Raw genomic sequence first — 25219 nt, 5'->3', positions numbered from 1 at the left:
AGGGAGCATTGCTCCCCGATCAACGTGAAGGTGAATCCAGCAGTTTCTGCAGGTACTGGCCGTAGCCGGTCTTTTTCAATGCGTCAGCCTGACTGGCAAGCTGCTGTGCTGTGATCCAGCCATTGTTGTACGCAATTTCTTCGAGGCAAGCGACTTTCAATCCCTGGCGCTTCTCGATGGTGTGCACGAAGTGACTGGCCTCCAGCAAAGAATCATGAGTCCCGGTGTCCAGCCACGCGAACCCGCGCCCAAGCATTTCTACATTGAGGGTTTTCTTCTCCAGGTAAGCACGATTGACATCTGTAATCTCCAGCTCACCACGCTCTGAAGGCTTGATGTTTTTGGCAATCTCGACAACATCATTGTCGTAGAAGTACAGGCCGGTCACCGCATAGTTGGATTTTGGCTTCAGCGGTTTCTCTTCAATACTTAGCGCCCGACCGGTTTTGTCGAATTCAACAACACCGAAGCGCTCCGGATCGGAGACGTGGTAGCCGAATACAGTCGCGCCATGCTGTTGAGTGCTGGCTGATCGCAAATTGTCAGAAAAATGCTGACCATAGAAAATGTTGTCACCAAGGATCAAGCAACAAGGATTCTTACCAATAAACTCCTCACCAATGATAAACGCCTGAGCGAGGCCGTCCGGACTGGGCTGTTCGGCATAGGTCAACTTGACCCCATACTGACTGCCATCGCCCAGCAGCTTACGGAAGCACGGCAAGTCTTCAGGAGTCGAAATGATCAGAATTTCCTGCATACCCGCCAGCATCAGCACCGACAACGGGTAGAAAATCATCGGCTTATCGTAGATCGGCAACATCTGTTTGGAGACGCCCAGAGTTAGCGGATGCAGGCGTGTACCCGAACCGCCAGCGAGGATGATGCCTTTACGATTTGTCGTGGTCATTTGTTTAGAACTTCCCTAAGCATTCGATTTACACCACTTTGCCAATCCGGCAAGTGTAAAGAAAAATTTTCGCGTAACTTCTGAGTATTTAGACGCGAGTTCAGCGGTCGTTGGGCAGGTGTCGGGTAAGCAGTCGTGTCGATTGGATTGACTGCTGTTACGGCAAGTTGCTCGCCATTGGCCTGGGCGAATGCAATCACATGGCTTGCATAGCCGTGCCAGGACACTTCACCACTGGCTGCCAGGTGATACAAACCTGAAAGTTCGGGCTGCTGCAGCGCCTGCCGAATGGCCAGAGCGGTAACATCAGCTATCAAATCAGCCCCTGTCGGGGCTCCGATCTGATCTGCAATAACATTCAGCGTATCCCTGTCTTTCGCCAGACGCAGCATCGTCTTGGCAAAGTTGTTGCCGCGCGCACCGTAGACCCAGCTCGTGCGGAGGATCAAATGCCTGCAGCCCGATGCATGGATTGCTCGCTCACCTGCCAGCTTGCTCGCACCGTACTGATTCACCGGGCCGACAGCATCCGTCTCCAGCCACGGCACAGAACCGCTACCACTGAAGACGTAGTCGGTTGAATAGTGAACCAGCCAGGCATTGAGAGTGGCTGCTTCTTCGGCCAGCATCTGGACCGCCTGGCCGTTCACAAGGAAGGCCAGCTTGGTGTCTGATTCAGCCTTGTCGACTGCGGTGTAGGCCGCTGCGTTGACGATGACATCAGGCTTGATCTGGCGGATCGTCGCGCGTAAAGCATCTAGATCGGACAAGTCGCCGCACAACCCGTCAACAGGCTGACGATCCAGTGCAATCAGCTCACCTAACGGTTCGAGGGAGCGCTGCAGCTCCCAACCTACCTGTCCATTCTTACCCAGCAGAAGGATTTTCATGCCTTGTTCGAGCGATCCGCGTAATTTTGGTCGATCCACTGCTGATAGCTGCCGCTCTTCACGTGGGCGACCCATTCAGCGTTATTGAGGTACCACTCGACGGTCTTGCGAATACCGGTTTCGAAGGTTTCTTCCGGAGCCCAGCCCAGCTCACGCTGAATTTTGCTGGCATCAATGGCGTAACGCTGGTCGTGCCCAGGTCGATCCTGAACATAAGTAATCAGACTCGCATGGGGGCGATAAGCGGAGTCAGGACACAGCTCGTCTAGCAGCGCGCAAAGGGCGTGCACTACTTCGATGTTCTGTTTCTCGTTATGGCCGCCGATATTGTAAGTCTCACCGACAACACCCTCAGTCACCACCTTGTAGAGTGCCCGGGCATGATCTTCGACGTAGAGCCAGTCGCGAACCTGATCACCTTTGCCATAGACCGGCAACGGCTTGCCTTCCAATGCGTTGAGAATGATCAGGGGTATCAATTTCTCGGGGAAGTGGCATGGCCCGTAATTGTTAGAACAGTTGGTGACCAGGGTCGGCAGGCCATAAGTGCGGGCCCAAGCGCGAACCAAATGATCTGAGCTAGCCTTGCTGGCCGAATAGGGTGAGCTTGGCTGATATGGGGTTGTTTCGGTGAAAAGGTCTTCCGGACCGTCAAGGTCTCCGTAAACCTCATCAGTCGAAATATGATGGAATCGGAAGCTGGCCTTGCGCACCTCATCCAGCGAGGCCCAGTACTGGCGCGCCGCCTCCAACAGGGTGTAGGTGCCAATGATGTTGGTCTGGATAAATTCAGACGGCCCGGATATCGACCGATCAACGTGGGATTCTGCGGCCAGGTGCATGATGGCATCCGGTTGATGTTCACGCAGCACGCGATCAATCTGATCACGGTCACAGATGTCGACACGCTCGAACACGTAACGTGAGTTCTGGCTGACTTCAGCCAAAGACTCAAGATTACCGGCATAAGTCAGCTTATCGACGTTAACGACAGAATCAGACGTGCCGCAAATGATGTGCCGAATGACTGCCGAGCCGATAAATCCGGCACCGCCGGTTACTAGAATTTTCACGCGAGACCATACCCTTGAGTTACTGACAGAGCCGCCTTCCGAACACTGTCTAATCCATGAATACAAAAGCCATAAAACTTGAGGCCTCTGTTAGCACTGTTCCGACTCGACGTTGGAAAATGCCACTATCGAACAAGGCAAGCATTTTACAGTTTAATGAACGGTTTACTAATGGATATAGACAAGCAGTGGCGCAAATTCGACAGATATCTCCTGCTCGTCGCAATCAGACAAGTCGCTTGCGCGAAGCTCTGAAAGATCGCCCCAGGAACCAGCTTAGCAGCGGCCCGACTACCATGCCGATCAATAGTGCGATAACCATCATCAGAGAGACCGGCAACTCCGGTCCAGCCCAGCCTAGAAACAGCAGTGACACCGATTGCTGGTTTTCGAGTACGAAGGCCAGGATCGCCAGCACCAGCAACAGTATGAAGATACCAAGAAGCACTCTTTTTAAATTACGCATGAGCGACTCCTTGAGGAGCGACGACAGTCAAAGGACTTCCTCTTCATCCTCGTTTACACGATCACGCAATTCTTTTCCCGGCTTGAAATGCGGAACGAACTTGCCGTCGAGGCTGACGGACTGACCGGTTTTTGGATTGCGACCTACTCGCGGCGCGCGGTAGTGTAGGGAGAAGCTGCCAAAACCACGGATCTCGATACGATCCCCCGTGGCCAGACATTGGGACATTTGCTCAAGCATGGTCTTGATAGCCAGCTCCACATCCTTCGATGAGAGCAGCCCTTGATGGGTGACAATTCGTTCGATCAACTCCGACTTCGTCATATTTTTCCCTTCTTTTTCAAGCAGCTAGATCAGCGCTTCAAAGGTTTTAGCACGCCCGGATGATTTTGAACAGTCCGAATTTTAACATCCCCCCACCCACTACAAATTCCCGATTTCAGGGCATTGCCACACTTACACGCCGTCGCACGCTCATCTGCAGATGACCAGCATGGTGCGAGTCAGATAACCCGCCGGATTGAAGCCAAAGGGAAACTCATCTTCTTCCTTGACATCATCGGACCTGGCCACAACCTTATAGCCTGCTGCCTTGCACTCCTTGGCCGCTCGCTTATGACACTTGTCCCACCCCGAGCCCAATCCCGAACAATCAATCTCAATACCACTGACCCCACGCACAGCGCGAGTCTTGGCGTTAGTCGTACAACCCGCCAATGTCAGAATTGCTATTGCGACAATGAGCTTGTTCATTCACTTCCTTATGCCAGGCACCCTGCCCGACTGTCGTTCGACTCAGTCTAAAGACTAGCTGCAAATAAACGATTGATCCGATTAAAGAAAGAGACAGCTGTTGGCCACATTGGTTTCCCCCCGACCCACACAGCCATCACCCCTGGTAAATTCCAGGCACAAAAAAGGGCGACCGAAGTCGCCCTTTTTTACAGAAAGTCAGAACTTAGTTCTGTTTTTCCGCTTGTGCAGCACGCAGCAGGTCACCCAGAGTGGTGGCTACTGGAGCATCCGTAGCTGCTGGCTTGTCGCGCAGGCTCTGGATAGCTTCTTTCTCGTCTTCAACGTCTTTCGACTTGATCGAGAGCTGGATTACGCGGCTCTTACGATCAACGCTGATGATCTTGGCTTCTACTTCTTCGCCTTCTTTCAGAACGTTGCGCGCGTCTTCAACGCGGTCACGGCTGATTTCGGAGGCTTTCAGAGTCGCTTCGATATCGTCGGCCAGAGTGATGATGGCGCCTTTGGCGTCAACTTCTTTCACGATGCCCTTAACGATTGCGCCTTTGTCGTTCTCTTGAACGTACTCGGAGAACGGATCGCTTTCCAGCTGCTTGATACCCAGGGAGATGCGCTCGCGCTCTGGGTCAACCGACAGGATAACGGTGTCCAGCTCGTCGCCTTTCTTGAAGCGGCGTACGGCTTCTTCGCCCACTTCGTTCCAGGAGATGTCGGACAGGTGAACCAGGCCGTCGATGCCGCCGTCCAGACCAATGAAGATACCGAAATCGGTGATCGACTTGATGGTGCCGGAGATTTTATCGCCCTTGTTGAACTGGCCAGAGAAATCTTCCCATGGGTTAGATTTGCACTGCTTGATGCCCAGGGAGATACGACGACGCTCTTCGTCGATGTCCAGAACCATAACTTCCACTTCGTCGCCGACTTGTACGACTTTCGAAGGGTGGATGTTCTTGTTGGTCCAGTCCATTTCGGAAACGTGTACCAGACCTTCAACGCCTTCTTCCAGCTCAGCGAAGCAGCCGTAGTCGGTCAGGTTGGTTACACGAGCGGTGACGCGAGTGCTTTCTGGGTAACGGGCTTTGATAGCAACCCATGGATCTTCGCCCAGTTGCTTGAGGCCCAGGGAAACACGATTGCGCTCGCGATCGTATTTCAGAACCTTGACATCGATCTCGTCGCCAACGTTGACGATTTCAGAAGGATGCTTGATACGCTTCCAAGCCATGTCGGTAATGTGCAGCAGGCCATCGACGCCACCCAGATCGACGAATGCGCCGTAATCGGTGAGGTTCTTGACGATACCTTTGACTTGCTGGCCTTCCTGCAGGGATTCCAGCAGAGCTTCACGCTCGGCGGAGTTCTCGGCTTCGAGGACGCTGCGACGGGAAACGACAACGTTGTTGCGCTTCTGGTCCAGCTTGATGACCTTGAATTCCAGCTCTTTGCCTTCCAGGTGCGTGGTGTCGCGCACTGGACGGACGTCAACCAGAGAACCTGGCAGGAACGCACGGATGCCGTTAACGTCGACTGTGAAGCCGCCTTTAACCTTACCGTTGATAACGCCCTTGACCACTTCTTCGGCTGCGAAGGCTGCTTCCAGAACAATCCAGCATTCAGCGCGCTTGGCTTTTTCACGGGACAGCTTGGTTTCACCAAAGCCGTCTTCAACCGAGTCCAGAGCAACGTGAACTTCGTCACCGACGTTGATGTTCAGTTCGCCAGCGTCGTTGTAGAACTGCTCAAGCGGGATGAGTGCTTCAGACTTCAGGCCAGCGTGAACGGTTACCCAGCGAGCTTGGTAATCGATATCAACGATAACACCGGTGATGATGGAGCCTGCCTGAAGGTTCAGGGTTTTTAGGCTTTCTTCAAAGAGTTCCGCAAAGCTTTCGCTCATTTTAATTCCTGTTGATGAGGGCGAAGAATACGCCCATCTCCACACCCCAGACGATGTGGGTTAGTTTCATTTAAAAGAAGCGCCGCAGGACTATGACTGGTCCCCCGCGGCCTTCTTGGTCACCCGGCGATATCGCGAATGGCGATCTCGCTCATGATGCGTTCCAGCACCTGATCGATGGACAATTCCGTGGAATCCAGCTGAATGGCGTCAGCCGCCGGCTTGAGCGGGGCTACCGCTCGCTGGGTGTCACGCTCATCGCGTGCACGTATCTCATCTAGCAGACTCGACAGACTAACACCATCGACTTTGCCCTTCAACTGCAAGTATCGACGGCGCGCACGCTCCTCGGCACTGGCGGTCAGGAAAATCTTCAGCGGTGCATCCGGAAATACCACCGTACCCATGTCTCGACCGTCGGCCACCAGACCCGGCGCTTCCAGGAATGCGCGCTGGCGCTGCAACAATGCTTCGCGAACCGCGGGCAATGCAGCCACCTGGGAGGCACCGGACCCGACACTCTCCGTACGGATCACATCGCTGACTTCGTCACCTTCCAGAATGATGCGCTGCAACTGACCGTCGGTCGCCGCAATGAATTGCACATCCAGATGAGCGGCGAGTTTTTTCAGCAATTCTTCATTGGTCAGGTCAACGCCGTGGTTATGCGCAGCGAAGGCCAGCAAACGGTACAGCGCACCGGAATCCAGCAGATTCCAGCCAAGGCGTTTGGCCAGTATCCCGGCGACGGTGCCTTTTCCGGAGCCGCTAGGCCCATCAATGGTGATGACCGGTGCAATGCTGTTCACGACTGGGCCTCTTGGGCAACGCGGATGCCGACCTGTGCGCACAGCGCGAGGAAGTTGGGGAACGACGTCGCGACGTTGGCGCAATCATGGATGCGGATGGGCGCACTGGCACGCAGCGAGGCAACACTAAAGGCCATGGCAATCCGGTGATCGCCGTGACCGTGCACTTCGCCGCCGCCGATCTGGCCGCCATCGATGATGATGCCGTCCGGGGTCGGTTCGCACTTGACGCCCAGCGCCAGCAAGCCATCGGCCATGACCTGAATGCGGTCCGACTCCTTCACCCGTAGCTCTTCGGCGCCGCGCAGCACGGTGCGCCCTTCAGCGCAGGCGGCCGCCACGAAGAGCACCGGAAATTCGTCGATGGCCAATGGAACCAGCGCTTCCGGAATCTCGATACCTTTGAGTTTAGCTGCACGTACGCGCAGGTCAGCTACTGGCTCGCCGCCCACTTCACGCTGGTTTTCCAGGGTGATGTCGGCGCCCATCAAACGCAGGATGTCGATCACGCCGGTACGGGTAGGATTGATGCCGACATGCTCGAGCACCAGCTCGGAACCTTCGGCGATCGAAGCCGCCACCAGGAAAAACGCCGACGAGGAGATATCACCGGGTACTTCGATGTGGGTGGCGGTCAGCTTGTTGCCGGACTCCACCGATGCAGTCGCGCCATTGACGGTCACCGGATAGCCGAAACCACGCAGCATGCGCTCGGTGTGGTCACGGGTCGGCGCAGGCTCGGTAACGGTGGTCTTGCCTTCCGCGTACAGACCCGCCAGCAGCAGACAGGACTTCACCTGAGCACTGGCCATCGGCATGGTGTAAGTCAGGCCTTTAAGTTTGTGACCACCACGAATGATCATCGGTGGGCGACCTTCAGCAGCGGTCTCGATCACAGCGCCCATTTCACGCAGCGGATTGGCCACGCGATTCATCGGACGCTTGGACAGCGAGGCGTCGCCGGTCAGGGTGCTGTCGAAATCTTGCGCAGCCAGCAGGCCGGACAACAGACGCATCGAAGTACCGGAGTTACCCAGATAGATCGGACCAGGCGCCGGCTTCAGACCATGCAGGCCGACGCCGTGAATGGTCACGCGGCCGTGGTGCGGCCCCTCGATCACGACACCCATGTCACGGAAAGCCTGAAGGGTCGCCAGGGCGTCTTCGCCCTCGAGGAAACCTTCCACTTCGGTCACGCCTTCGGCCAAGGAGCCCAGCATGATCGAACGGTGGGAAATCGATTTGTCACCTGGTACGCGAATCCGACCGGACAGGCGGCCACCAGGTTGAGCCAGGAAAATCAGATCGTTGGAATTCATAGCGTCCACATAGGCCCGACGGGCCAGGATTTTACTGAAATGCTCGCGGGCAACCCGGGCGCGAGTGAATACGCCCAACAATTGGTGCCCATCCCCTGCATCGACCGCGTCGCGCAAGGCGTCGAGGTCGCTGCGAAATGTATCGAGTGTGCGCAGGACAGCTTCCCGGTTGGCGAGGAAGATGTCGTGCCACATGACCGGGTCGCTCCCGGCGATTCTTGTGAAATCGCGGAAACCGCCCGCAGCGTAGCGGAAGATCTCAAGATTTTCATTGCGCTTGGCCAACGAGTCGACCAAACCGAATGCCAGCAAGTGCGGCAGATGACTGGTCGCCGCCAACACTTCGTCGTGGCGCTCGACCTGCATGTGCTCGACATCGGCACCCAATTCCCGCCACAAACGGTCGACCACCGCCAGCGCTGCCGGATCGGTCTGATCCAGCGGCGTCAGAATCACCTTGTGGCGTCGAAACAACTCGGCATTGGAGGCTTCCACCCCGCTCTGCTCGGAACCGGCTATCGGATGCCCTGGAACGAAACGCGGCGGCATACCGCCAAATGCTTCGGTCGCGGCTCGCACCACATTGCCCTTGGCGCTGCCGACGTCGGTCAGGATCGCCGACCCCAGCTTCATCTCAGCCAGTCGGGCGAGCAGTTTTTCCATGGCGAGGATCGGCACCGCCAACTGAATAACGTCCGCGCCTTGGCAGGCCAGTGCCAGGTCATCTTCGCAACGATCCACCACACCCAACTCAACCGCCAGCTTGCGCGATTGCGGATCGAGATCGACACCGACCACTTCTCGGCACAGGCCGCTTTCACGCAAGCCCTTGGCAAACGAACCGCCGATCAACCCCAGGCCGACCACCACCAGGCGCCCGATCACAGGTTCGGCAGATGGCAGCGCAGTGACATCAACCACGAGCCAGAACCTTGGCCAGCGCCTCGAGGAAGCGGCTGTTTTCAGCCGGCAGACCGATGGTGACGCGCAAGTGATTCGGCATGCCGTAGTTAGCCACCGGACGCACGATCACACCTTCACGCAGCAACCCCTGGAAAACCGGGGCCGCCACTCGACCGAGATCGACACAAATGAAATTGCCCTTGGAGGGAATCCAGCTCAGCCCCAGATCGCGGAAGCCCGCTTCCAGCTGCTGCATGCCGGTCTCATTGAGTCGACGACTTTCGGCCAGGTACTCGGCGTCTTGCAGGGCGGCGCAAGCAGCAGCCAGGGCCAGGCTGTTGACGTTGAACGGCTGGCGCACACGGTTCAGCACATCGGCGACCACCGCGGTGGACAAGCCATAGCCGACGCGCAGCGCCGCCAGGCCATAAGCCTTGGAGAAAGTCCGCGAAACCAGCAGGTTCGGGTAAGCCGCCAGGAAATCCAGGCCGTCCGGCAGATCGCTGCCTTCGGCGTACTCGATGTAGGCCTCGTCCAGCACGACCAGCACGTGCTCCGGCACGTCTTGCAGAAATTCGTCCAGCGCCTCGGTGTCGAACCAGGTTCCGGTCGGGTTGTTCGGGTTGGCGATGAACACAACGCGGGTGTTGGCGTCGATCGCTGCCAACATGGCCGGCAGATCATGCCCCCAGTCTTTGGCCGGAATCACTTTGGCCTGGGCGCCGACAGCCTGGGTCACGATCGGATAGACCGCAAACGCGTGCTCGCTGAACACCGCATTCAGGCCCGGCGCCAGGTAAGCGCGCGCGACCAGCTCCAGAATGTCATTGGAGCCGTTGCCCAGGGTCACTTGACTCAGCTCGACGCGGCACTGCTCGGCCAGCAAGGTCTTGAGCGCGAAACCGTTGCCGTCCGGGTAGCGGGTCAGCTCCGCGAGCGCATCGCGGATGGCTGCCAGCGCCTTGGGGCTGGCGCCCAGCGGGTTTTCGTTGCTTGCCAGTTTGACGATGCTGGCCGGATCGAGGTCCAGCTCGCGCGCCAGTTCGTCCACGGGCTTGCCCGGAACGTAAGGCGAAAGTTGTTGCACGCCCGGCTGCGCCAGAGCTAGGAAATCACCACTCATTTGCTACCGCCCTTAGAGAACTGCTTTCGGGTAGGAACCCAGCACTTTGAGTGCCACTGCTTCCTGACTGATCTTTTCCAGCACACCTTTGATCAGCGGATCACGGTGGTGGCCGACGAAGTCGATGAAGAACACATAGGTCCATTTGCCACTGCGCGACGGACGGGTCTCGATTCGCGTCAGGTCGATGCCATTGTCGTGGAATGGCACCAGCAACTCGTGAAGCGCGCCAGGCTTGTTGCTCATGGAGACGATGATCGAGGTCTTGTCGTCGCCAGTCGGCGGCACTTCCTGGTTGCCGATCATGAGGAACCGCGTGGAGTTATCCGGACGGTCTTCGATTTTCTCGGCCAGTCGGGTCAACCCGTACAAGCCGGCCGCCATATCACCGGCAATCGCCGCCGAGTTCCACTCACCCTTGACCCGTTTGGCCGCCTCGGCGTTGCTGGACACCGCCACGCGTTCGACATTCGGGTAATGGGCGTCCAGCCACTTGCGGCACTGGGCCAGGGACTGAGCGTGGGAGTAGATGCGACTGATGCTGTCGGTCTTGGTGTTCTCACCGACCAACAGGTGATGGTGGATGCGCAGCTCGACTTCGCCGCAGATCACCATGTCGTGTTCAAGGAAGCTGTCCAGCGTGTGGTTGACCGCGCCTTCGGTGGAGTTCTCCACCGGGACCACGCCAAAGTTCACCGCACCGGCCGCCACTTCCCGGAACACTTCATCGATCGCCGCCATTGGCTTGCTGATCACGGCATGGCCGAAGTGCTTCATGGCAGCCGCCTGGGTGAAGGTACCTTCAGGGCCGAGATAGGCCACTTTCAGCGGCTGCTCGAGGGCCAGGCACGAAGACATGATTTCGCGGAACAACCGCGCCATCTCTTCGTTACCCAGCGGCCCCTGGTTACGCTCCATGACACGCTTGAGCACCTGAGCCTCGCGCTCAGGACGATAGAACACCGGCACTTCGCCTTCGGCCAGCGAGGCCATCTTTACTCGCGCGACTTCCTGGGCGCAGCGCGCACGCTCACTGATCAACTCCAGGACCTTTTCGTCCAGGGCATCAATGCGCAGGCGCAGTGCCTTGAGTTCTTGCTCAGACATTAGCCGTGTTCCTTCTCGAACTCTGCCATGTACGAAATCAGCGCATTGATCGCGTTGATGTCGACGGCGTTATAGATGGAGGCGCGCATGCCGCCCACGGAGCGGTGCCCCTTGAGGTTCAACAGACCACGCTCGTCGGCGCCGGCCAGGAACGGCTTGTCGAGACGGTCGTCCGCCAGGCGGAACGGCACGTTCATCCAGGAACGGTCCGACTTGTTGATCGGGTTGCTGTACAGGCCGCTGGCATCGATGAAGTCGTACAGCGTGCGCTGCTTCACTTCGTTGAGCTTGCCGATGGCTTCGACACCGCCCTGCTCTTTCAGCCACTCGAACACCAGGCCGGACAGGTACCAGGCCAGGGTTGGCGGGGTGTTGTACATCGAACCGTTATCAGCCGCGACCTTGTAGTCGAGCATGGTCGGGCACAGGGAACGGGCGCGACCCAGCAGGTCTTCGCGAACGATGTTCACCACGATGCCGCTCGGGCCGATGTTTTTCTGGGCACCGGCGTAGATCATGCCGAAGCGCGAGACGTCGATCGGACGGGAAAGAATGTCCGAGGACATGTCGGCCACCAGCGGAACATCACCGGTTTCCGGAACCCACTGGAACTCCAGGCCGCCAATGGTTTCGTTCGGCGCGTAGTGAACGTAGGCCGCGTCTTTCGACAGCTTCCACTCGTTCTGCCCGGGAATGGCGAAATAGTCGTAAGGCTTGGCGGTAGCGGCAACATTGACGTGGCCGTAGCGCGAAGCTTCTTCGATGGCTTTCTGCGACCAGATACCGGTATCGATATAGTCGGCAGAGCCGCTTTCCGGCAACAGGTTCAGAGGAATCTGAGCAAATTGCTGGCTGGCGCCACCTTGCAGAAACAGCACTTTATAGTTCGAGGGGATATCCAGCAGATCACGCAGATCCTGCTCGGCTTTGGTGGCAATGGACACGAACTCATCACTGCGATGACTCATCTCCATGACCGACAGGCCCTTGCCGTGCCAATCGAGAAGTTCACCCTGGGCGCGCTGCAGGACAGCTTCGGGAAGCGCCGCAGGACCGGCACAGAAGTTATAGGCTCTCTTGCTCACATCCAATCTCGCTCTGATTTGGTGGTATCACGCAATAAATCACATTGTCAGCCAACACCGGCCCCCTGCTGAAACAGATGTGTGGGAGCGAGCCTGCTCGCGATTGCATCACCGCGATACTTCAGACGTACCGTGGCGCCTGCATCGCGAGCAGGCTCGCTCCCACAAGGGATCTCCAGAGGTGTCGATATTTCATTACGGACAAACAACAAGGGGGCGAATTTTCATCCGCCCCCTGCTTACCCGCTTACTCTTGAGGTTCTTCGTCAGCGGCGGCGTCGAGTTGCTGGTCTTCGACAACGTCGTCGATCACGACCTCACCGTCAAACTCCGCCCCCTCTTCACCTTCCAGCTCTTCACCCTCGACCTCCGACGGCTCCTGGACCCGCTCCAGACCAACCAGGGTTTCATCCTTGGCCAGTTTGATCAGGGTTACGCCCTGGGTATTGCGACCCAGGCTGGAGACTTCGTCGACACGGGTACGTACCAGGGTGCCCTGGTCGGAAATCAGCATGATCTCCTCGCCATCAAGCACCTGAACCGCACCGACCAGACGGCCGTTACGCTCGTTGCTGACCATAGCGATAACGCCTTGGCCGCCACGCTTGTACTCAGGGAACTCGGTGATCGCCGTACGCTTGCCGAAGCCACGCTCGGAAGCGGTGAGGATCTGGCTGCCTTCTTCAGGGATCAGCATGGAAATCAGCTTCTGGCCTTCCGGCAGACGCATGCCGCGCACACCGCGGGCGGTACGGCCCATGGCGCGAACGTCGGATTCCTTGAAGCGAGTCACCTTGCCGCCATCGGAGAACAGCATGACTTCACGTTCGCCATCGGTAATGGCGGCGGAAATCAGCACGTCGCCCTCATCCAGCTCCAGCGCGATCAAACCGACGCTGCGTTGACGGCTGAAGGATTCCAGCGGGGTCTTCTTCACGGTGCCGTTTGCGGTGGCCATGAAGATGTAGTGACCTTCGGTGTACTCCTCGACCGGCAGCATGGTGGTGATGTATTCACCGTCATCCAGCGGCAGCAGGTTGACCAGCGGACGACCACGGGCAGCACGGGACGCCTCGGGGATTTCGTAGGTCTTGAGCCAGTACACCTTGCCCTTGCTGGAGAACAGCAACAGCGTGGTGTGACTGTTGGCCACCAGCAGGTGAGCGATGTAGTCCTCATCCTTGACGCCGGTCGCCGACTTGCCTTTACCGCCACGACGCTGGGCCTGGTACGCAGCCAGCGGCTGGGTCTTGGCATAACCACCGTGGGAAATGGTCACGACGCGCTCTTCTTCCGGGATCATGTCACCCAGGGTCAGGTCGAGACGGGCATCCAGAATCTCGGTGCGACGTACATCGCCGTATTCGGCGCGGATCACTTCCAGCTCTTCGCGGATCACTTCCATCAGGCGCGTGGCGCTGTTGAGGATGCGGATCAGCTCGCCGATCTGGTTGAGGATCTCTTGATACTCGGCCAGCAGCTTTTCGTGTTCCAGACCGGTCAGACGGTGCAGACGCAGTTCCAGAATGGCTTGCGCCTGTTCTGGCGACAGGAAGTACTTGCCATCGCGCAGACCGTATTGCGGATCGAGGTTTTCCGGACGGCACGAATCGGCGCCGGCACGCTCGACCATTGCGACCACGGCAGAGGATTCCCAAGGGGTGCTGACCAGCGCTTCCTTGGCTTCCGACGGGGTTGGCGAGGCCTTGATCAGGGCGATGACCGGGTCGATGTTCGACAGGGCAACCGCTTGACCTTCAAGGATGTGACCACGCTCGCGCGCCTTACGCAGTTCGAACACGGTGCGGCGGGTAACGACTTCGCGACGGTGACGAACGAAGGCTTCCAGCAGGTCCTTGAGGTTCAGGATCCGTGGGCGGCCGTCGATCAGTGCGACGATGTTGATGCCGAACACCGCTTGCAGCTGGGTCTGGGCGTAGAGGTTGTTGAGAATCACCTCTGGCACTTCACCACGACGCAACTCGATCACGACGCGCATACCGTCCTTGTCGGACTCGTCGCGCAGTTCGGTGATGCCTTCGAGTTTCTTCTCTTTTACCAGCTCGGCGATCTTCTCGATCAAACGGGCCTTGTTCAGCTGGTATGGGAGTTCGGTGATGACGATCTGCTGACGGCCACCGACCTTGTCGATGTCTTCGATCATCGAGCGGGCGCGCATGTAAATGCGGCCGCGACCGGTGCGGTAGGCTTCGATGATGCCGGCGCGACCGTTGATGATCGCTGCCGTCGGGAAGTCCGGACCGGGAATGTATTGCATCAACTCATCGACGGTCAGCTCAGGGTTGTCGATGAGGGCCAGGCAACCGTCGATGACTTCACCGAGGTTGTGCGGCGGAATGTTGGTCGCCATGCCCACGGCAATACCGCTGGAGCCGTTGACCAGCAGGTTGGGAATACGGGTCGGCATGACCGCCGGGATCATTTCGGTGCCGTCGTAGTTCGGCACCCAGTCCACGGTTTCTTTATGCAGGTCGGCCAGCAGCTCGTGCGCCAGCTTGGTCATGCGCACTTCGGTGTATCGCATGGCCGCGGCGTTGTCGCCGTCCACCGAACCGAAGTTGCCCTGGCCGTCTACCAGCAGGTAGCGCAGGGAGAATGGCTGCGCCATCCGAACGATGGTGTCGTACACCGCGGTATCACCGTGAGGGTGATACTTACCGATCACGTCACCGACAACACGGGCAGATTTCTTGTACGGCTTGTTGAAGTCGTTGCCCAGCTCGCTCATCGCGAACAGCACGCGCCGGTGCACGGGCTTCAAGCCATCGCGCGCATCCGGCAGTGCCCGCCCGACAATTACGCTCATCGCGTAGTCGAGGTAGGACTGCTTCAGCTCGTCTTCGATATTGACCGGGAGGATTTCTTTGGCCAGTTCGCCCATGAGAAGCCTGATTCCTTTTTCTGGTGAAACTTCGTCACATCCATATGGGACGAACGAAGCTCGCCGCTGCAGGCTCATTGCCATGCACCGACTTACGACAAATCAACGAGTTATGCCATGGATCTGCGCAGTAGAGGTCACCCCTTGGGGCAACCTTGGAAACCGCCGGATGTTATCACAAGAGCCGCCACGCACCTATCCCCCAGATGCGCATGGAGCATAGTTAGTTGACCGGTGACAGGCTTGAAGGGGATCAGAGAAGCTTAGAGCCGCTTTGAATGAGGAATTTGGGGCGGGATCTGGCTGATTCATTGGTATATAGGGCCTCATCGCTGGCAAGCCAGCTCCCACAGGTTTTGTGAACACTCCAGAACCCTGTGGGAGCGGGCTTGCCAGCGATGGCGATTTACCAGGCACCAGAGAACATCAATGCAGGCGCTTACGACACATCAACTGCGTCATTTTCGCCGTATCCGGGCGCTCGACGATGCCTTTTTCGGTGACGATGGCGTCGATCAAGTCAGCCGGTGTGACATCGAACACCGGATTGAACGCATCGACATCCGCCCCGACCCGCTTGCCACCCACTTCCAGCAACTCGCGACCATCACGCTCTTCAATCGGAATGTCGTCGCCACTGGCCAGGCTCATGTCGATGGTCGAACTCGGCGCCACCACCATGAACCGTACACCGTGGTGCATGGCGTTGACCGCCAGCTGATAAGTGCCGATCTTGTTCGCCACGTCGCCATTGGCGGTGATCCGGTCCGCGCCGACGATCACCCAGGTAATACCCTTGGTTTTCATGATGTGCGCCGCAGCGGAATCGGCATTGAGGGTGACGGGGATGCCTTCGTTGGCCAACTCCCACGCCGTCAATCGCGACCCCTGCAACCATGGGCGCGTTTCATCGGCGTAAACGCGCTCGACCATACCTTCAATGAACGCCCCGCGAATCACACCCAACGCGGTACCGAAGCCGCCGGTGGCCAGCGCGCCGGTATTGCAATGGGTCAGGATTGCCTGAGCGTTGCCCTGATGCTTGCGGATCAGGTCCACACCCAGTTGCGCCATGGTGAGGTTGGCTTCGCGATCACTTTCGTGGATTGCGATGGCCTCGGCCTCCAGGACAGAGAGCGGATCGGCGTGATTCTTCAGCCGATCGAGCCGTTCCTGCATGCGACCCAGCGCCCAGAACAGATTGACAGCGGTCGGCCGGGAATCGGCGAGCAGAGCAAAATCCTCCGCCAGCGCCGCCTGCCAGTCCCCGCCCTCGGCAAACCGCGCGCGAGCCGCCAGCACAACGCCATAAGCGGCACTGATACCGATCGCCGGCGCACCGCGCACCACCATCGAGCGAATGGCCTCGGCCACGCCAGCCGCGCTGGTGTAGGCGATCCAGGTCTCCTCGAACGGCAAAATACGCTGATCCAGCAGATACAGGGCGCCATCACGCCAATCGATGGCCTTCACTTTCTCCGCAGCCAACAGTCGATCGCGCATCCCTCACCCCGCACTCATGAACAAAAGCCGCCGATTATAGCGATCCCCCCGCGAAGACGCTCGGGTATACTTCGCCATCCTTTACAAAAGCACTGGAACCGACCCTCGATGCCGAACACTGCCGCTGCGCTCGACCTGTTATTACTGCCGACCTGGCTGGTACCCGTCGAACCCGCTGGCGTTGTCCTCAAGGACCATGCCCTGGGCATCCGCGACGGACGCATTGTCTTCATCGGCCCACGTTCCGCCGCCCTGAAGCTTAATGCAAGCGAAGTGCGAGAACTGCCGGACATCTTGCTCAGCCCCGGCCTGATCAATGCTCACGGACATGCGGCGATGACCCTGTTCCGCGGCCTGGCCGATGACCTGCCGCTCATGACCTGGCTGGAAAACCACATCTGGCCAGCCGAAGCGAAATGGGTCGACGAGGAGTTTGTCCGCGACGGCACGGATCTGGCCATCGCCGAGCAGATCAAAGGTGGCATCACCTGCTTCTCTGACATGTATTTCTTCCCGAAGGTTGCCACCGAGCGCGTGCATAAGAGCGGCATTCGCGCACAGATCGCGATCCCGATTCTCGATTTCCCCATTCCCGGCGCCAGCACGGCGGACGAAGCCATTCGTCAGGGCATCGAGTTGTTCGGCGACCTCAAGCACCATGACCGCATCAAAGTCACCTTCGGCCCCCATGCCCCCTATACCGTGGGCGACGAAAACCTGGAAAAAATCCGCGTGATCGCCGAAGAACTCGACGCTTCGATCCACATGCACGTGCATGAAACCGCGTTCGAGGTGCAGCAGTCGATTGAGCAGCGCGGAGAACGTCCGCTGGCTCGCCTCGCGCGACTGGGCCTGCTCGGGCCGCGCTTCCAGGCCGTTCACATGACCCAGATCAGCGAGGAAGACCTGGCCCTGCTGGTAGAAAGCAACACCAGCGTGATTCATTGCCCGGAGTCGAACCTGAAGCTGGCCAGCGGTTTCTGCCCGGTGGAACGCCTGTGGCAGGCTGGCGTGAATGTCGCGGTCGGCACCGACGGCTCGGCCAGCAATAACGACCTGGACCTGCTCGGTGAAACCCGCACCGCCGCCCTGCTGGCCAAGGCGGTCGCCGGCTCGGCCACCGCGCTGGATGCCCATCGCGCCCTGCGCATGGCCACGCTCAACGGTGCACGCGCCCTGGGGATCGAAGCCGAGGTCGGCTCCCTGGAACTCGGCAAAGCCGCGGACATGGTGGCATTCGACCTCTCCGGGCTGGCCCAACAACCAGTCTATGACCCTGTTTCGCAGCTTATCTATGCCACCGGCCGGGACAGCGTGAAACACCTTTGGGTCGCCGGCCAGCAACTGCTGGACGACCGGCGCCTGACACGCCTGGATGAACAACAGTTGATCGCTACCGCCAAGGCCTGGGGCCAGCGCATCAGCGGTCGCAATGAATCGTAAGCTCCCCGGAACGAAAACCGGGGCAACAGGATTTTTCAAGTTTTAGAGGACTTAAACCATGAGCAACGTCGACTACGCCGAAATCGCCAAATTCGAAGCCCTGGCGCACCGCTGGTGGGATCGTGAAAGCGAATTCAAACCCCTGCACGACATCAACCCGCTGCGAGTCAACTGGATTGACGAACGCGTCAACCTGGCCGGCAAGAAAGTCCTCGATGTCGGCTGCGGCGGTGGCATTCTCAGCGAAGCCATGGCCCAGCGGGGCGCTACGGTGACGGGCATCGACATGGGCGAAGCGCCGCTGGCGGTCGCGCAGTTGCATCAACTGGAGTCCGGCGTGAACGTCGAATACCGGCAGATCACCGCCGAAGCCCTGGCCGAGGAAATGCCGGAGCAATTCGACGTAGTCACCTGCCTGGAGATGCTCGAACACGTGCCGGACCCCTCCTCGGTCATCCGTGCCTGCTTCCGCATGGTCAAACCCGGCGGCCAGGTGTTCTTCTCCACCATCAACCGCAACCCGAAGGCCTACCTGTTCGCCATTGTCGGCGCCGAATACATCATGAAGCTGCTGCCGCGCGGCACCCACGACTTCAAGAAATTCATCCGCCCTTCCGAGCTTGGCGCCTGGAGCCGCATGGCTGGCCTGACGGTCAAGGACATCATCGGCCTGACCTATAATCCGCTGACCAAGCACTACAAACTGGCAGCCGACGTTGACGTCAACTACATGATCCAGACCCTGCGCGAGGAGTAAGCCGATGCGTATCAGAGCAGTTCTATTCGACATGGACGGCACCCTGCTCGACACCGCGCCGGACTTCATTGCGATCTGTCAGGCGATGCGTGCCGATCGCGGCTTGCCGCCGATCAACGACAAACATATTCGCGATGAGATTTCCGGTGGCGCCAAGGCGATGGTCGCCGTGACCTTCTCCATGGACCCTGAGTCCCCAGGCTTCGAAGAGCTGCGCCTGGAATTCCTTGAGCGCTACCTCGTGGGTTGTGCCGTGCACAGCAAGCTATTCGACGGCATGGGCGAACTGCTGGCCGACATCGAGAGCGCCAACCTGATCTGGGGCGTGGTCACCAACAAGCCACTGCGTTTCGCCGAACCGATCATGCAGCAGCTCGGGCTGGCCGAGCGTTCGGCCCTGCTGATCTGTCCGGACCACGTGAAGAACAGCAAACCGGACCCCGAGCCACTGATCCTCGCCTGCAAGATGCTCGACCTCCACCCGGCCAGCGTCTTGTTCGTCGGCGATGATTTGCGCGATATCGAATCGGGCCGCGATGCGGGTACCAGGACGGCAGCGGTGACTTTCGGCTACATCCACCCGGACGACAACCCGCGGCACTGGGGCGCGGACGTGGTGGTCGATCATCCGCTGGAGTTGCGCAAGGTGCTCGATAGCGCCCTTTGTAGCTGCTGACCAAAGCTGCCTTGGTGGTGAGGGAGCTTGATCCCTCACCACAGGTTCGGTCTCCGCTTCTTGTTGAATTTGCTGTGAGGTTTTTATGTTCGATTATTCCGCTCGCCCTGATTTGCTCAAGGACCGGGTCATCCTGGTCACCGGCGCCGGTCGTGGCATAGGCGCCGCCGCCGCGAAAGCCTATGCAGCCCATGGCGCTACCGTACTGTTGCTGGGCAAGACCGAAGCCAATCTGACTCAGGTCTACGACGAAATCGAAGCGGCTGGCCATCCGCAACCCGCGGTGATCCCGTTCAATCTGGAAACCGCCCTGCCCCATCAATACGATGAGTTGGCGGCGATGATCGAAAGCGAATTCGGCCACCTCGATGGCCTGCTGCACAACGCGTCAATCATCGGCCCACGCACGCCGATCGAACAACTGTCCGGCGAAAACTTCATGCGGGTCATGCAAGTCAACGTCAACGCCATGTTCATGCTGACCAGCACACTGTTGCCACTGCTCAAGCTGTCCCGGGACGCCTCGGTGGTATTCACCTCCAGCAGCGTCGGACGCAAGGGCCGTGCGTACTGGGGCGCTTACGGTGTCTCGAAGTTCGCCACCGAAGGCCTGATGCAAACGCTGGCCGATGAAGTCGATACCGTGGCCCCCGTACGCTCCAACAGCATCAATCCGGGCGCCACCCGGACCAGCATGCGCGCCCAAGCGTATCCGGGGGAAAACCCGCTGAACAACCCGACGCCCGAGGAAATCATGCCGGTCTACCTCTACCTGATGGGTCCGGACAGCACAGGTATCAACGGCCAGGCATTCAACGCCCAGTAATACCGTGCGTCGCTTTTGTGCCGCGCCGGCTTCCCGTCGCGGCACTTACGGTTCAGCGGTTTTTCAGTCAAACAAATGCCGCACAAGTGTCCTCCACCGTTTCTGCCGCAGTTAACACATTGATTTCTAAATGTTTTTCATTTAATCGAACGCTCTGGCATGACTTTCGCTGTACCTTTGTTCAAACAGGCAGTGTGAAAGCAGGCAAGCGGGGCTTAACTCGACGGGTTACAAAACCGCGATAAAGCAGATTAGACTTGTAAGAGATGTCCTACGGGACTGACGGACCAGTATGACGCGCAGCCCAAAGCCGCTCTCACCCAGCTTGTAAGACAGCCTTACTGCTCAGGGGCGCACACCATATGAAATCACCTTCCCAGACCAACGCAATTGACTTCGATAGCGCCAAATTGCAACGCCTGGGTTTTGGTCAGCAGCAAACCACCCTGGAAAGACCTCCCAGTCTTGCGCAACTGCGCCAGCAACTGAGCCTGCAACTGCAAACCAGTCTTGAGCCACAACGCATTCTCGGACTGTTTTACCGCGAAATTCAGCGACTCGTTCCACTCGATTCCTTGAGCTACCAGCACAACAGCAGCGACTTGCGCCTGGAGTTCGGCCAACGCGGTCATCACTCCATCAGTTACAACCTCAGTCATGAAGGCGAACACCTGGGTGAACTGGTGTTTCGCCGCAATCAACGCTTCACCGAGCCAGAACAGGGCAACCTCGAATCGCTGCTGGCCTCGCTGCTTTATCCGATGCGCAACGCCTTGCTTTACCGTGCCGCCACCCGGAGCGCATTGCGCGATCCACTGACCGACACCGGCAACCGTATCGCCATGGACCAGACGCTGCAGCGGGAAATCGAACTGTCTCGGCGCCATCTGCAACCGCTGTCGCTATTGATGCTGGACATCGATCACTTCAAGCAGATCAACGACACCCACGGGCACAGTGCCGGCGATGACGTGCTCAAGGCCGTTGCCGCGTCGATCAAGGGCCAGTTGCGTAACGTAGACATGGTGTTTCGCTATGGCGGGGAAGAGTTCCTGATCCTGCTGTCGAACACCGCCCGGGAAGCAGCGGCCATGGTTGGCGAACGACTGCGGTTGGCGGCGCAAACCGAGGACTTTTTGGCTGATGGCCGTCTGGTCGGGCTGACCGTCAGCATCGGCTGCTCGACCCTGTTGCCCGGCGAGTCTGTGGAGAGCCTGTTGCGCAGGGCCGACAATGCGCTTTATGTGGCCAAGCGCGAAGGGCGTAACCGTTTGACGATGGCGGGCTGAGCCTTCACTTCAATGGCAGCGAAAGACCGATGTAGGAGCGAGCTTGCTCGCGATAGCGTTGTCACACTCAGCTTCTTTATTGAATATTAAGCCGCCATCGCGAGCAAGCTGGCTCCCACAGTCATTCAGATCAGCTCTCGGCCAGTGCCAATCGCTCACGGGCTACCGGCGTTCTTTCCGCGTGTTCCAGCTGCATGCAGCGCTCCAGGAACAGGAACATGTAGTCGTAGCTCTTGCACACAGCCTGGCGCAATTCCGTCTGCAGGGATTTGCTCGGATTCATGCCTGCCAGTGTGCAGATGATTTCCAGCGCTTCCCATGGATGAGCATCGTCATACTGAGCATGCATCTTCAGCCACTTCATCGCTCGTTTGCGCTCTTCCTCGGGAAACGACGCCGCATAGACGCCATTGGAACAGACCAGCGCCGACCACTCCCCGGTTGCGCCTTCAATGGCATAGTTGGTGGCCGCAATGGCCACGATCAGCGAGTCCGAGGAACTGGTGTGCCAGCACCAATGGCTCAAGGCGTGAAGTTCAGGGGCTACCTGTTGCGCCTGCAGATCTTCCAGAGTGACGCCGTGAGCACGGCTCCAGTTCACCCAGTAATCGGCGTGGTTCAATTCGACGCGAATGTTGCGCATCAACCAGCGACGCGCCATATCCTCGCCTGGGTGGCGGGCAAACCGGGTCTTGGTCAGGTTTTGTGCCATGTATAACGCGAACTGTTCAACCACCGGCCAGCCACCTATCAGGTACTGGCGCATGGTCTTTGCACTGAGCGTGTTGTCACGCATGCGCTGATACAGCTCGTGTTCGACGACCCGGCGCTTGCTCTCGCTGCAGTCCTGGACCAATCGTTGGGCCCAGGCGGGATAACTTGCAGCTTCCATGAGTGGTCCGGTTCGGTTGAATGTGTCGATCACTGTCGAGCTCCTTTTGATTGTGATTGTTGGGATCAGCAAGAGATTTCAACGGAACGTGCCAGGCGCCCTGAACAACAAAGGCTGAGGCCTGGCGGGACGACTTTGCAAACTATCGCAGGTAAACAGTTGCGGGCGCTCGATGAGATACCCTTGAGCGTAATCCACCCCGATCTCCAGCAATGCCTGCTCGATCTGAGGCGTCTCGACAAACTCGGCAATCGTACGCTTACCCATGACATGACCGATATGATTGATCACCTCGACCATGGCGCGGTTAATCGGGTCGTCCAGCATATCCTTTACGAAACTCCCGTCGATCTTCAGGAAGTCTACAGGCAAATGTTTCAAGTAAGCGAATGAGGACATACCGGCGCAAAAATCGTCCAGCGAAAAATGGCAGCCTAAGCCTTTGAGTTCATTGATGAATCTGATCGCGCTGCCCAAATTTGAAATGGCGCTGGTTTCAGTAATTTCAAAACAAATCATTTCGGCCGGTATTGAATAAGTAACGAACTGTTCACGCAGGAAGTCCAGAAAAGCTTCATCTCCGATGGTGGTGCCTGACAGATTGATCGCACACATGGCCAAAGGCCCCTGACGCTTTTCGGCACGACATTGGGCAATGATCTTGAATACGTTTTGCACGACCCAGCGATCAATCAAGTTCATCAGACCATAACGCTCGGCCGCCGGAATAAAGCTGTCGGGCAAGATCATGCGCCCGGCCTCGTCATGCAGACGCAGCAGAATCTCAATGTGTCCGCTGCCCGCTTCAGTACGGCCAAGCGGCGCGATTTCCTGGGCATACAGGCAGAAGCGATCTTCTTCCAAGGCCATGTGCAAGCGCTGCACCCAAGCCATTTCGCCGAAACGCAGGGACAGTTCCGAATCATCGGGATGATAGAGCTGAACCCGGTTACGACCTTTTTCCTTGGCCATGTAGCAGGCCATGTCGGCAGCGCGCAACGAGGCCTCGAGTGTGGACGGATGTTGCGCAACATGAACCAGTCCGATACTGACGGTGGTCACGAAAGGTCGACCTTTCCAGACAAAGTGCAGATCCTGTACGGTCTGGCGCAGGCTCTCGGCAATTTTTTCCGCCACCTCCAACCCACAATTTTCCAGCAGGATGCCGAACTCGTCGCCGCCCAGCCGAGCGAGGGTATCGCCTTCGCGTAATCCTGATTGCAACAGCGCGCAGATATGCCGCAGCAATTCGTCTCCCGCCGCATGGCCGCAGGTATCGTTGACCAGCTTGAATTGATCCAGATCGAGAAACATCAAGGCGTGACGCCCGGTCTGCCGCCCCAGCGAGTGTAGCGCCTGCTCCAGGCGATACTCGAACTCGCGACGGTTGGCGAGCCCGGTCAATGCGTCATGGGTAGCCTGCCAGGACAGATTGGCGATGTATTGCCGTTCCTGGGTCATGTCGTGCAGCACCAGTACGGCGCCGCTGACGTTGCCGGCATTGCGGATCGGCGCGCCAACCAGCGTGACCGACACCGTGCTGCCATCGAGGCGTTGAATCAATTTGGAATGTTCACTGCCACCGCTGAGCTGACCGCTCAGAATTCGCTCGATCAACGTGAATCCGTCGGTGTGGGCATTCTCGTCCAGCAGATTGAACAGCGCCGCCAGCGGCAAACCCGTCGCCTGCTCGGCCTTCCAGTGGGTCAATGTCTCGGCCGCCGGGTTCATGTAGGCAATTGCGCCGTCGACATCCGTGGTGATCACCGCGTCGCCAATCGATTGCAGGGTGATCTGCGCCCGGTCTTTCTCGAGCTGCAAGGCATCGGCGAAGGCATGACGTTGTTTGAGCAACTTGTGGGTGCGCATCAAGGCCAGCGCAATCAGGCCAAGGGCGGTGGCGAGGTTGGTCACCAGTAACAGCCGGAGAATGACCCGAGATCCCTCTCCCAATGCGTCACTGAAAGCTTTCGCTGCCGGAGTCACTTCAACATTGATTGCAAATATCTGCGCCTTCCAGTTCTTGATGTCGGCCTCGGAGGCCGGACCAGCGGCAATGTGCCGGTGCATGTCCTGCGCAACATCATCAAGCTTGACCAGATACGAATCACCCACCGTCCAGAGATCGATAGCCTTCTCGAGGTAACTGAAATGGCGGAAATTGAGGTACAGCCAGATCAGACTGGGAACGTCATCCGGGTGGTTCCCACCCTTGAGAATCGCCAGGCGCGCCGCTTCGATGTTCGGCGGTTGATGATCCAGTGCTACCCGCAACTCGTGACCGCCCTGAGGCACGGCCATCGCGTCCTGGTATTTGCGGAAAATCGACTCGTCACGACTGTCCGCGTAGAGATTGAGGTAGTAGATGGCGTCTTTTTGGCCTTTGGACCACAAGCTTTCACCGGCGACATAGCCGCGAACCGCCGACAGCACATATAGGCTAACGCCACCCAATAGGGCTTGAAACACCACAACGGCGATAAATGGCCAGACGATGCCCAACAACCGTGGCGTTCCGAGTGTCCGCGTTTGATTCATGAGGTCCCTTGCATTAGCACTGCTTGCTCGTCTTCCGGACGAAATCGCTACAGCT

Annotated in this window: 21 protein-coding genes; 5 read left to right on the top strand and 16 right to left on the bottom strand. The window is 58.2% G+C overall.

Translation table 11 applies throughout. From position 1 onward, the window contains the following. Positions 1 to 19: 19 nt before the first annotated feature. The 14 genes from rfbA to mtnA all read right to left on the bottom strand — a co-directional run bounded on the left by rfbA (position 20) and on the right by mtnA (position 16743). Complete coding sequence (gene rfbA, locus BLV61_RS24520) at positions 20 to 910, bottom strand: glucose-1-phosphate thymidylyltransferase RfbA (protein WP_090467998.1); 891 nt, start codon at positions 908 to 910, stop codon at positions 20 to 22. Next, on the bottom strand, positions 907 to 1800 hold the full coding sequence (gene rfbD, locus BLV61_RS24515) for a dTDP-4-dehydrorhamnose reductase (RefSeq protein WP_090467996.1): 894 nt from the start codon (positions 1798 to 1800) through the stop codon (positions 907 to 909). Before rfbD ends, rfbA begins: the two co-directional genes overlap by 4 nt. After that, entirely contained in the window at positions 1797 to 2873 is a 1077-nt protein-coding gene (gene rfbB, locus BLV61_RS24510; protein ID WP_090467994.1) for a dTDP-glucose 4,6-dehydratase, read from the bottom strand. Before rfbB ends, rfbD begins: the two co-directional genes overlap by 4 nt. Positions 2874 to 3099: 226 nt before the next feature. After that, positions 3100 to 3339 (bottom strand): LapA family protein, encoded by a 240-nt coding sequence (locus tag BLV61_RS24505; RefSeq protein ID WP_090467992.1) that lies wholly within the window; start codon positions 3337 to 3339, stop codon positions 3100 to 3102. A 27-nt stretch (positions 3340 to 3366) separates the two neighbouring features. Further along, positions 3367 to 3663 (bottom strand): integration host factor subunit beta, encoded by a 297-nt coding sequence (gene ihfB / locus BLV61_RS24500; RefSeq protein WP_033055808.1) that lies wholly within the window; start codon positions 3661 to 3663, stop codon positions 3367 to 3369. A gap of 150 nt (positions 3664 to 3813) precedes the next feature. Further along, a complete protein-coding gene (locus tag BLV61_RS24495) occupies positions 3814 to 4092 on the bottom strand; it encodes a hypothetical protein (protein WP_047527095.1) in 279 nt (92 codons plus the stop codon). A gap of 205 nt (positions 4093 to 4297) precedes the next feature. Continuing rightward, positions 4298 to 5992, bottom strand: a complete 1695-nt coding sequence (rpsA, locus tag BLV61_RS24490; RefSeq protein WP_090467990.1) for a 30S ribosomal protein S1 — start codon at positions 5990 to 5992, stop codon at positions 4298 to 4300. 119 nt (positions 5993 to 6111) lie between these two features. Next, positions 6112 to 6801: a (d)CMP kinase gene (cmk, locus tag BLV61_RS24485; RefSeq protein ID WP_047527093.1), complete on the bottom strand. Its 690-nt coding sequence runs from the start codon at positions 6799 to 6801 to the stop codon at positions 6112 to 6114. Continuing rightward, a complete protein-coding gene (locus tag BLV61_RS24480) occupies positions 6798 to 9005 on the bottom strand; it encodes a bifunctional prephenate dehydrogenase/3-phosphoshikimate 1-carboxyvinyltransferase (RefSeq protein WP_047538394.1) in 2208 nt (735 codons plus the stop codon). Before BLV61_RS24480 ends, cmk begins: the two co-directional genes overlap by 4 nt. Before the next feature lie 28 nt (positions 9006 to 9033). Next, entirely contained in the window at positions 9034 to 10146 is a 1113-nt protein-coding gene (hisC, locus tag BLV61_RS24475; RefSeq protein ID WP_047527092.1) for a histidinol-phosphate transaminase, read from the bottom strand. 12 nt (positions 10147 to 10158) lie between these two features. Beyond that, positions 10159 to 11253, bottom strand: coding sequence for a prephenate dehydratase (gene pheA / locus BLV61_RS24470; protein WP_047527090.1), 1095 nt, complete (start codon positions 11251 to 11253; stop codon positions 10159 to 10161). Further along, positions 11253 to 12338 carry a 3-phosphoserine/phosphohydroxythreonine transaminase gene (gene serC / locus BLV61_RS24465; protein WP_047538391.1) on the bottom strand — a complete coding sequence of 362 codons (1086 nt, stop codon included), beginning with the start codon at positions 12336 to 12338 and terminating at the stop codon, positions 11253 to 11255. The genes pheA and serC overlap by 1 nt, the downstream gene beginning before the upstream one ends. 247 nt (positions 12339 to 12585) lie before the next feature. Next, the gene (gyrA, locus tag BLV61_RS24460; RefSeq protein WP_047527089.1) at positions 12586 to 15240 is read right to left on the bottom strand and encodes a DNA gyrase subunit A; all 2655 of its coding nucleotides are present in this window, start codon (positions 15238 to 15240) and stop codon (positions 12586 to 12588) included. A 426-nt stretch (positions 15241 to 15666) separates the two neighbouring features. Then, positions 15667 to 16743: an S-methyl-5-thioribose-1-phosphate isomerase gene (gene mtnA / locus BLV61_RS24455; protein ID WP_047527088.1), complete on the bottom strand. Its 1077-nt coding sequence runs from the start codon at positions 16741 to 16743 to the stop codon at positions 15667 to 15669. A 108-nt stretch (positions 16744 to 16851) separates the two neighbouring features. Between mtnA and BLV61_RS24450 the strand changes: the two genes are divergently transcribed. The 5 genes from BLV61_RS24450 (at position 16852) to BLV61_RS24430 (ending at position 21734) form a co-directional block, all read left to right on the top strand. Next, positions 16852 to 18186 carry a TRZ/ATZ family hydrolase gene (locus BLV61_RS24450; RefSeq protein ID WP_047527087.1) on the top strand — a complete coding sequence of 445 codons (1335 nt, stop codon included), beginning with the start codon at positions 16852 to 16854 and terminating at the stop codon, positions 18184 to 18186. A gap of 58 nt (positions 18187 to 18244) precedes the next feature. Beyond that, positions 18245 to 18943, top strand: coding sequence for a bifunctional 2-polyprenyl-6-hydroxyphenol methylase/3-demethylubiquinol 3-O-methyltransferase UbiG (gene ubiG / locus BLV61_RS24445; protein WP_007973655.1), 699 nt, complete (start codon positions 18245 to 18247; stop codon positions 18941 to 18943). Between the two features lie 4 nt (positions 18944 to 18947). Next, positions 18948 to 19619 (top strand): N-acetylmuramic acid 6-phosphate phosphatase MupP, encoded by a 672-nt coding sequence (gene mupP / locus BLV61_RS24440; protein WP_090467988.1) that lies wholly within the window; start codon positions 18948 to 18950, stop codon positions 19617 to 19619. Positions 19620 to 19704: 85 nt separating this feature from the next. Next, the gene (locus BLV61_RS24435; protein ID WP_047527085.1) at positions 19705 to 20445 is read left to right on the top strand and encodes a YciK family oxidoreductase; all 741 of its coding nucleotides are present in this window, start codon (positions 19705 to 19707) and stop codon (positions 20443 to 20445) included. Positions 20446 to 20807: 362 nt separating this feature from the next. Continuing rightward, a complete protein-coding gene (locus tag BLV61_RS24430) occupies positions 20808 to 21734 on the top strand; it encodes a GGDEF domain-containing protein (protein WP_047527084.1) in 927 nt (308 codons plus the stop codon). A gap of 130 nt (positions 21735 to 21864) precedes the next feature. Here BLV61_RS24430 and BLV61_RS24425 read toward each other — a convergent pair whose 3' ends face one another. Together BLV61_RS24425 and BLV61_RS24420 are read right to left on the bottom strand one after the other, a co-directional pair. Continuing rightward, entirely contained in the window at positions 21865 to 22626 is a 762-nt protein-coding gene (locus tag BLV61_RS24425) for an iron-containing redox enzyme family protein (RefSeq protein ID WP_219739221.1), read from the bottom strand. A gap of 78 nt (positions 22627 to 22704) precedes the next feature. Continuing rightward, positions 22705 to 25164: an EAL domain-containing protein gene (locus tag BLV61_RS24420; RefSeq protein ID WP_090467986.1), complete on the bottom strand. Its 2460-nt coding sequence runs from the start codon at positions 25162 to 25164 to the stop codon at positions 22705 to 22707. Positions 25165 to 25219 lie beyond the last annotated feature (55 nt).

The organism is Pseudomonas mohnii, assembly GCF_900105115.1.
Lineage (GTDB): Bacteria > Pseudomonadota > Gammaproteobacteria > Pseudomonadales > Pseudomonadaceae > Aquipseudomonas > Aquipseudomonas mohnii.
Note: the sequence above shows the minus strand (reverse complement) of the source record. Positions and strands in the feature narration are given on the sequence as shown.

Excerpts from the sequence above, each read along its gene's own strand:
- hisC (WP_047527092.1), bottom strand. The coding sequence starts at position 10,146 with ATGAGTGGTGATTTCCTAGCTCTGGCGCAGCCGGGCGTGCAACAACTT.
- BLV61_RS24505 (WP_090467992.1), bottom strand. The coding sequence starts at position 3,339 with ATGCGTAATTTAAAAAGAGTGCTTCTTGGTATCTTCATACTGTTGCTG.
- rpsA (WP_090467990.1), bottom strand. The coding sequence starts at position 5,992 with ATGAGCGAAAGCTTTGCGGAACTCTTTGAAGAAAGCCTAAAAACCCTG.
- ihfB (WP_033055808.1), bottom strand. The coding sequence starts at position 3,663 with ATGACGAAGTCGGAGTTGATCGAACGAATTGTCACCCATCAAGGGCTG.
- BLV61_RS24430 (WP_047527084.1), top strand. The coding sequence starts at position 20,808 with ATGAAATCACCTTCCCAGACCAACGCAATTGACTTCGATAGCGCCAAA.
- rfbA (WP_090467998.1), bottom strand. The coding sequence starts at position 910 with ATGACCACGACAAATCGTAAAGGCATCATCCTCGCTGGCGGTTCGGGT.
- BLV61_RS24495 (WP_047527095.1), bottom strand. The coding sequence starts at position 4,092 with ATGAACAAGCTCATTGTCGCAATAGCAATTCTGACATTGGCGGGTTGT.
- BLV61_RS24425 (WP_219739221.1), bottom strand. The coding sequence starts at position 22,626 with ATGGAAGCTGCAAGTTATCCCGCCTGGGCCCAACGATTGGTCCAGGAC.
- pheA (WP_047527090.1), bottom strand. The coding sequence starts at position 11,253 with ATGTCTGAGCAAGAACTCAAGGCACTGCGCCTGCGCATTGATGCCCTG.
- rfbD (WP_090467996.1), bottom strand. The coding sequence starts at position 1,800 with ATGAAAATCCTTCTGCTGGGTAAGAATGGACAGGTAGGTTGGGAGCTG.
- mtnA (WP_047527088.1), bottom strand. The coding sequence starts at position 16,743 with ATGCGCGATCGACTGTTGGCTGCGGAGAAAGTGAAGGCCATCGATTGG.
- gyrA (WP_047527089.1), bottom strand. The coding sequence starts at position 15,240 with ATGGGCGAACTGGCCAAAGAAATCCTCCCGGTCAATATCGAAGACGAG.
- BLV61_RS24435 (WP_047527085.1), top strand. The coding sequence starts at position 19,705 with ATGTTCGATTATTCCGCTCGCCCTGATTTGCTCAAGGACCGGGTCATC.
- BLV61_RS24450 (WP_047527087.1), top strand. The coding sequence starts at position 16,852 with ATGCCGAACACTGCCGCTGCGCTCGACCTGTTATTACTGCCGACCTGG.
- mupP (WP_090467988.1), top strand. The coding sequence starts at position 18,948 with ATGCGTATCAGAGCAGTTCTATTCGACATGGACGGCACCCTGCTCGAC.
- ubiG (WP_007973655.1), top strand. The coding sequence starts at position 18,245 with ATGAGCAACGTCGACTACGCCGAAATCGCCAAATTCGAAGCCCTGGCG.
- BLV61_RS24420 (WP_090467986.1), bottom strand. The coding sequence starts at position 25,164 with ATGAATCAAACGCGGACACTCGGAACGCCACGGTTGTTGGGCATCGTC.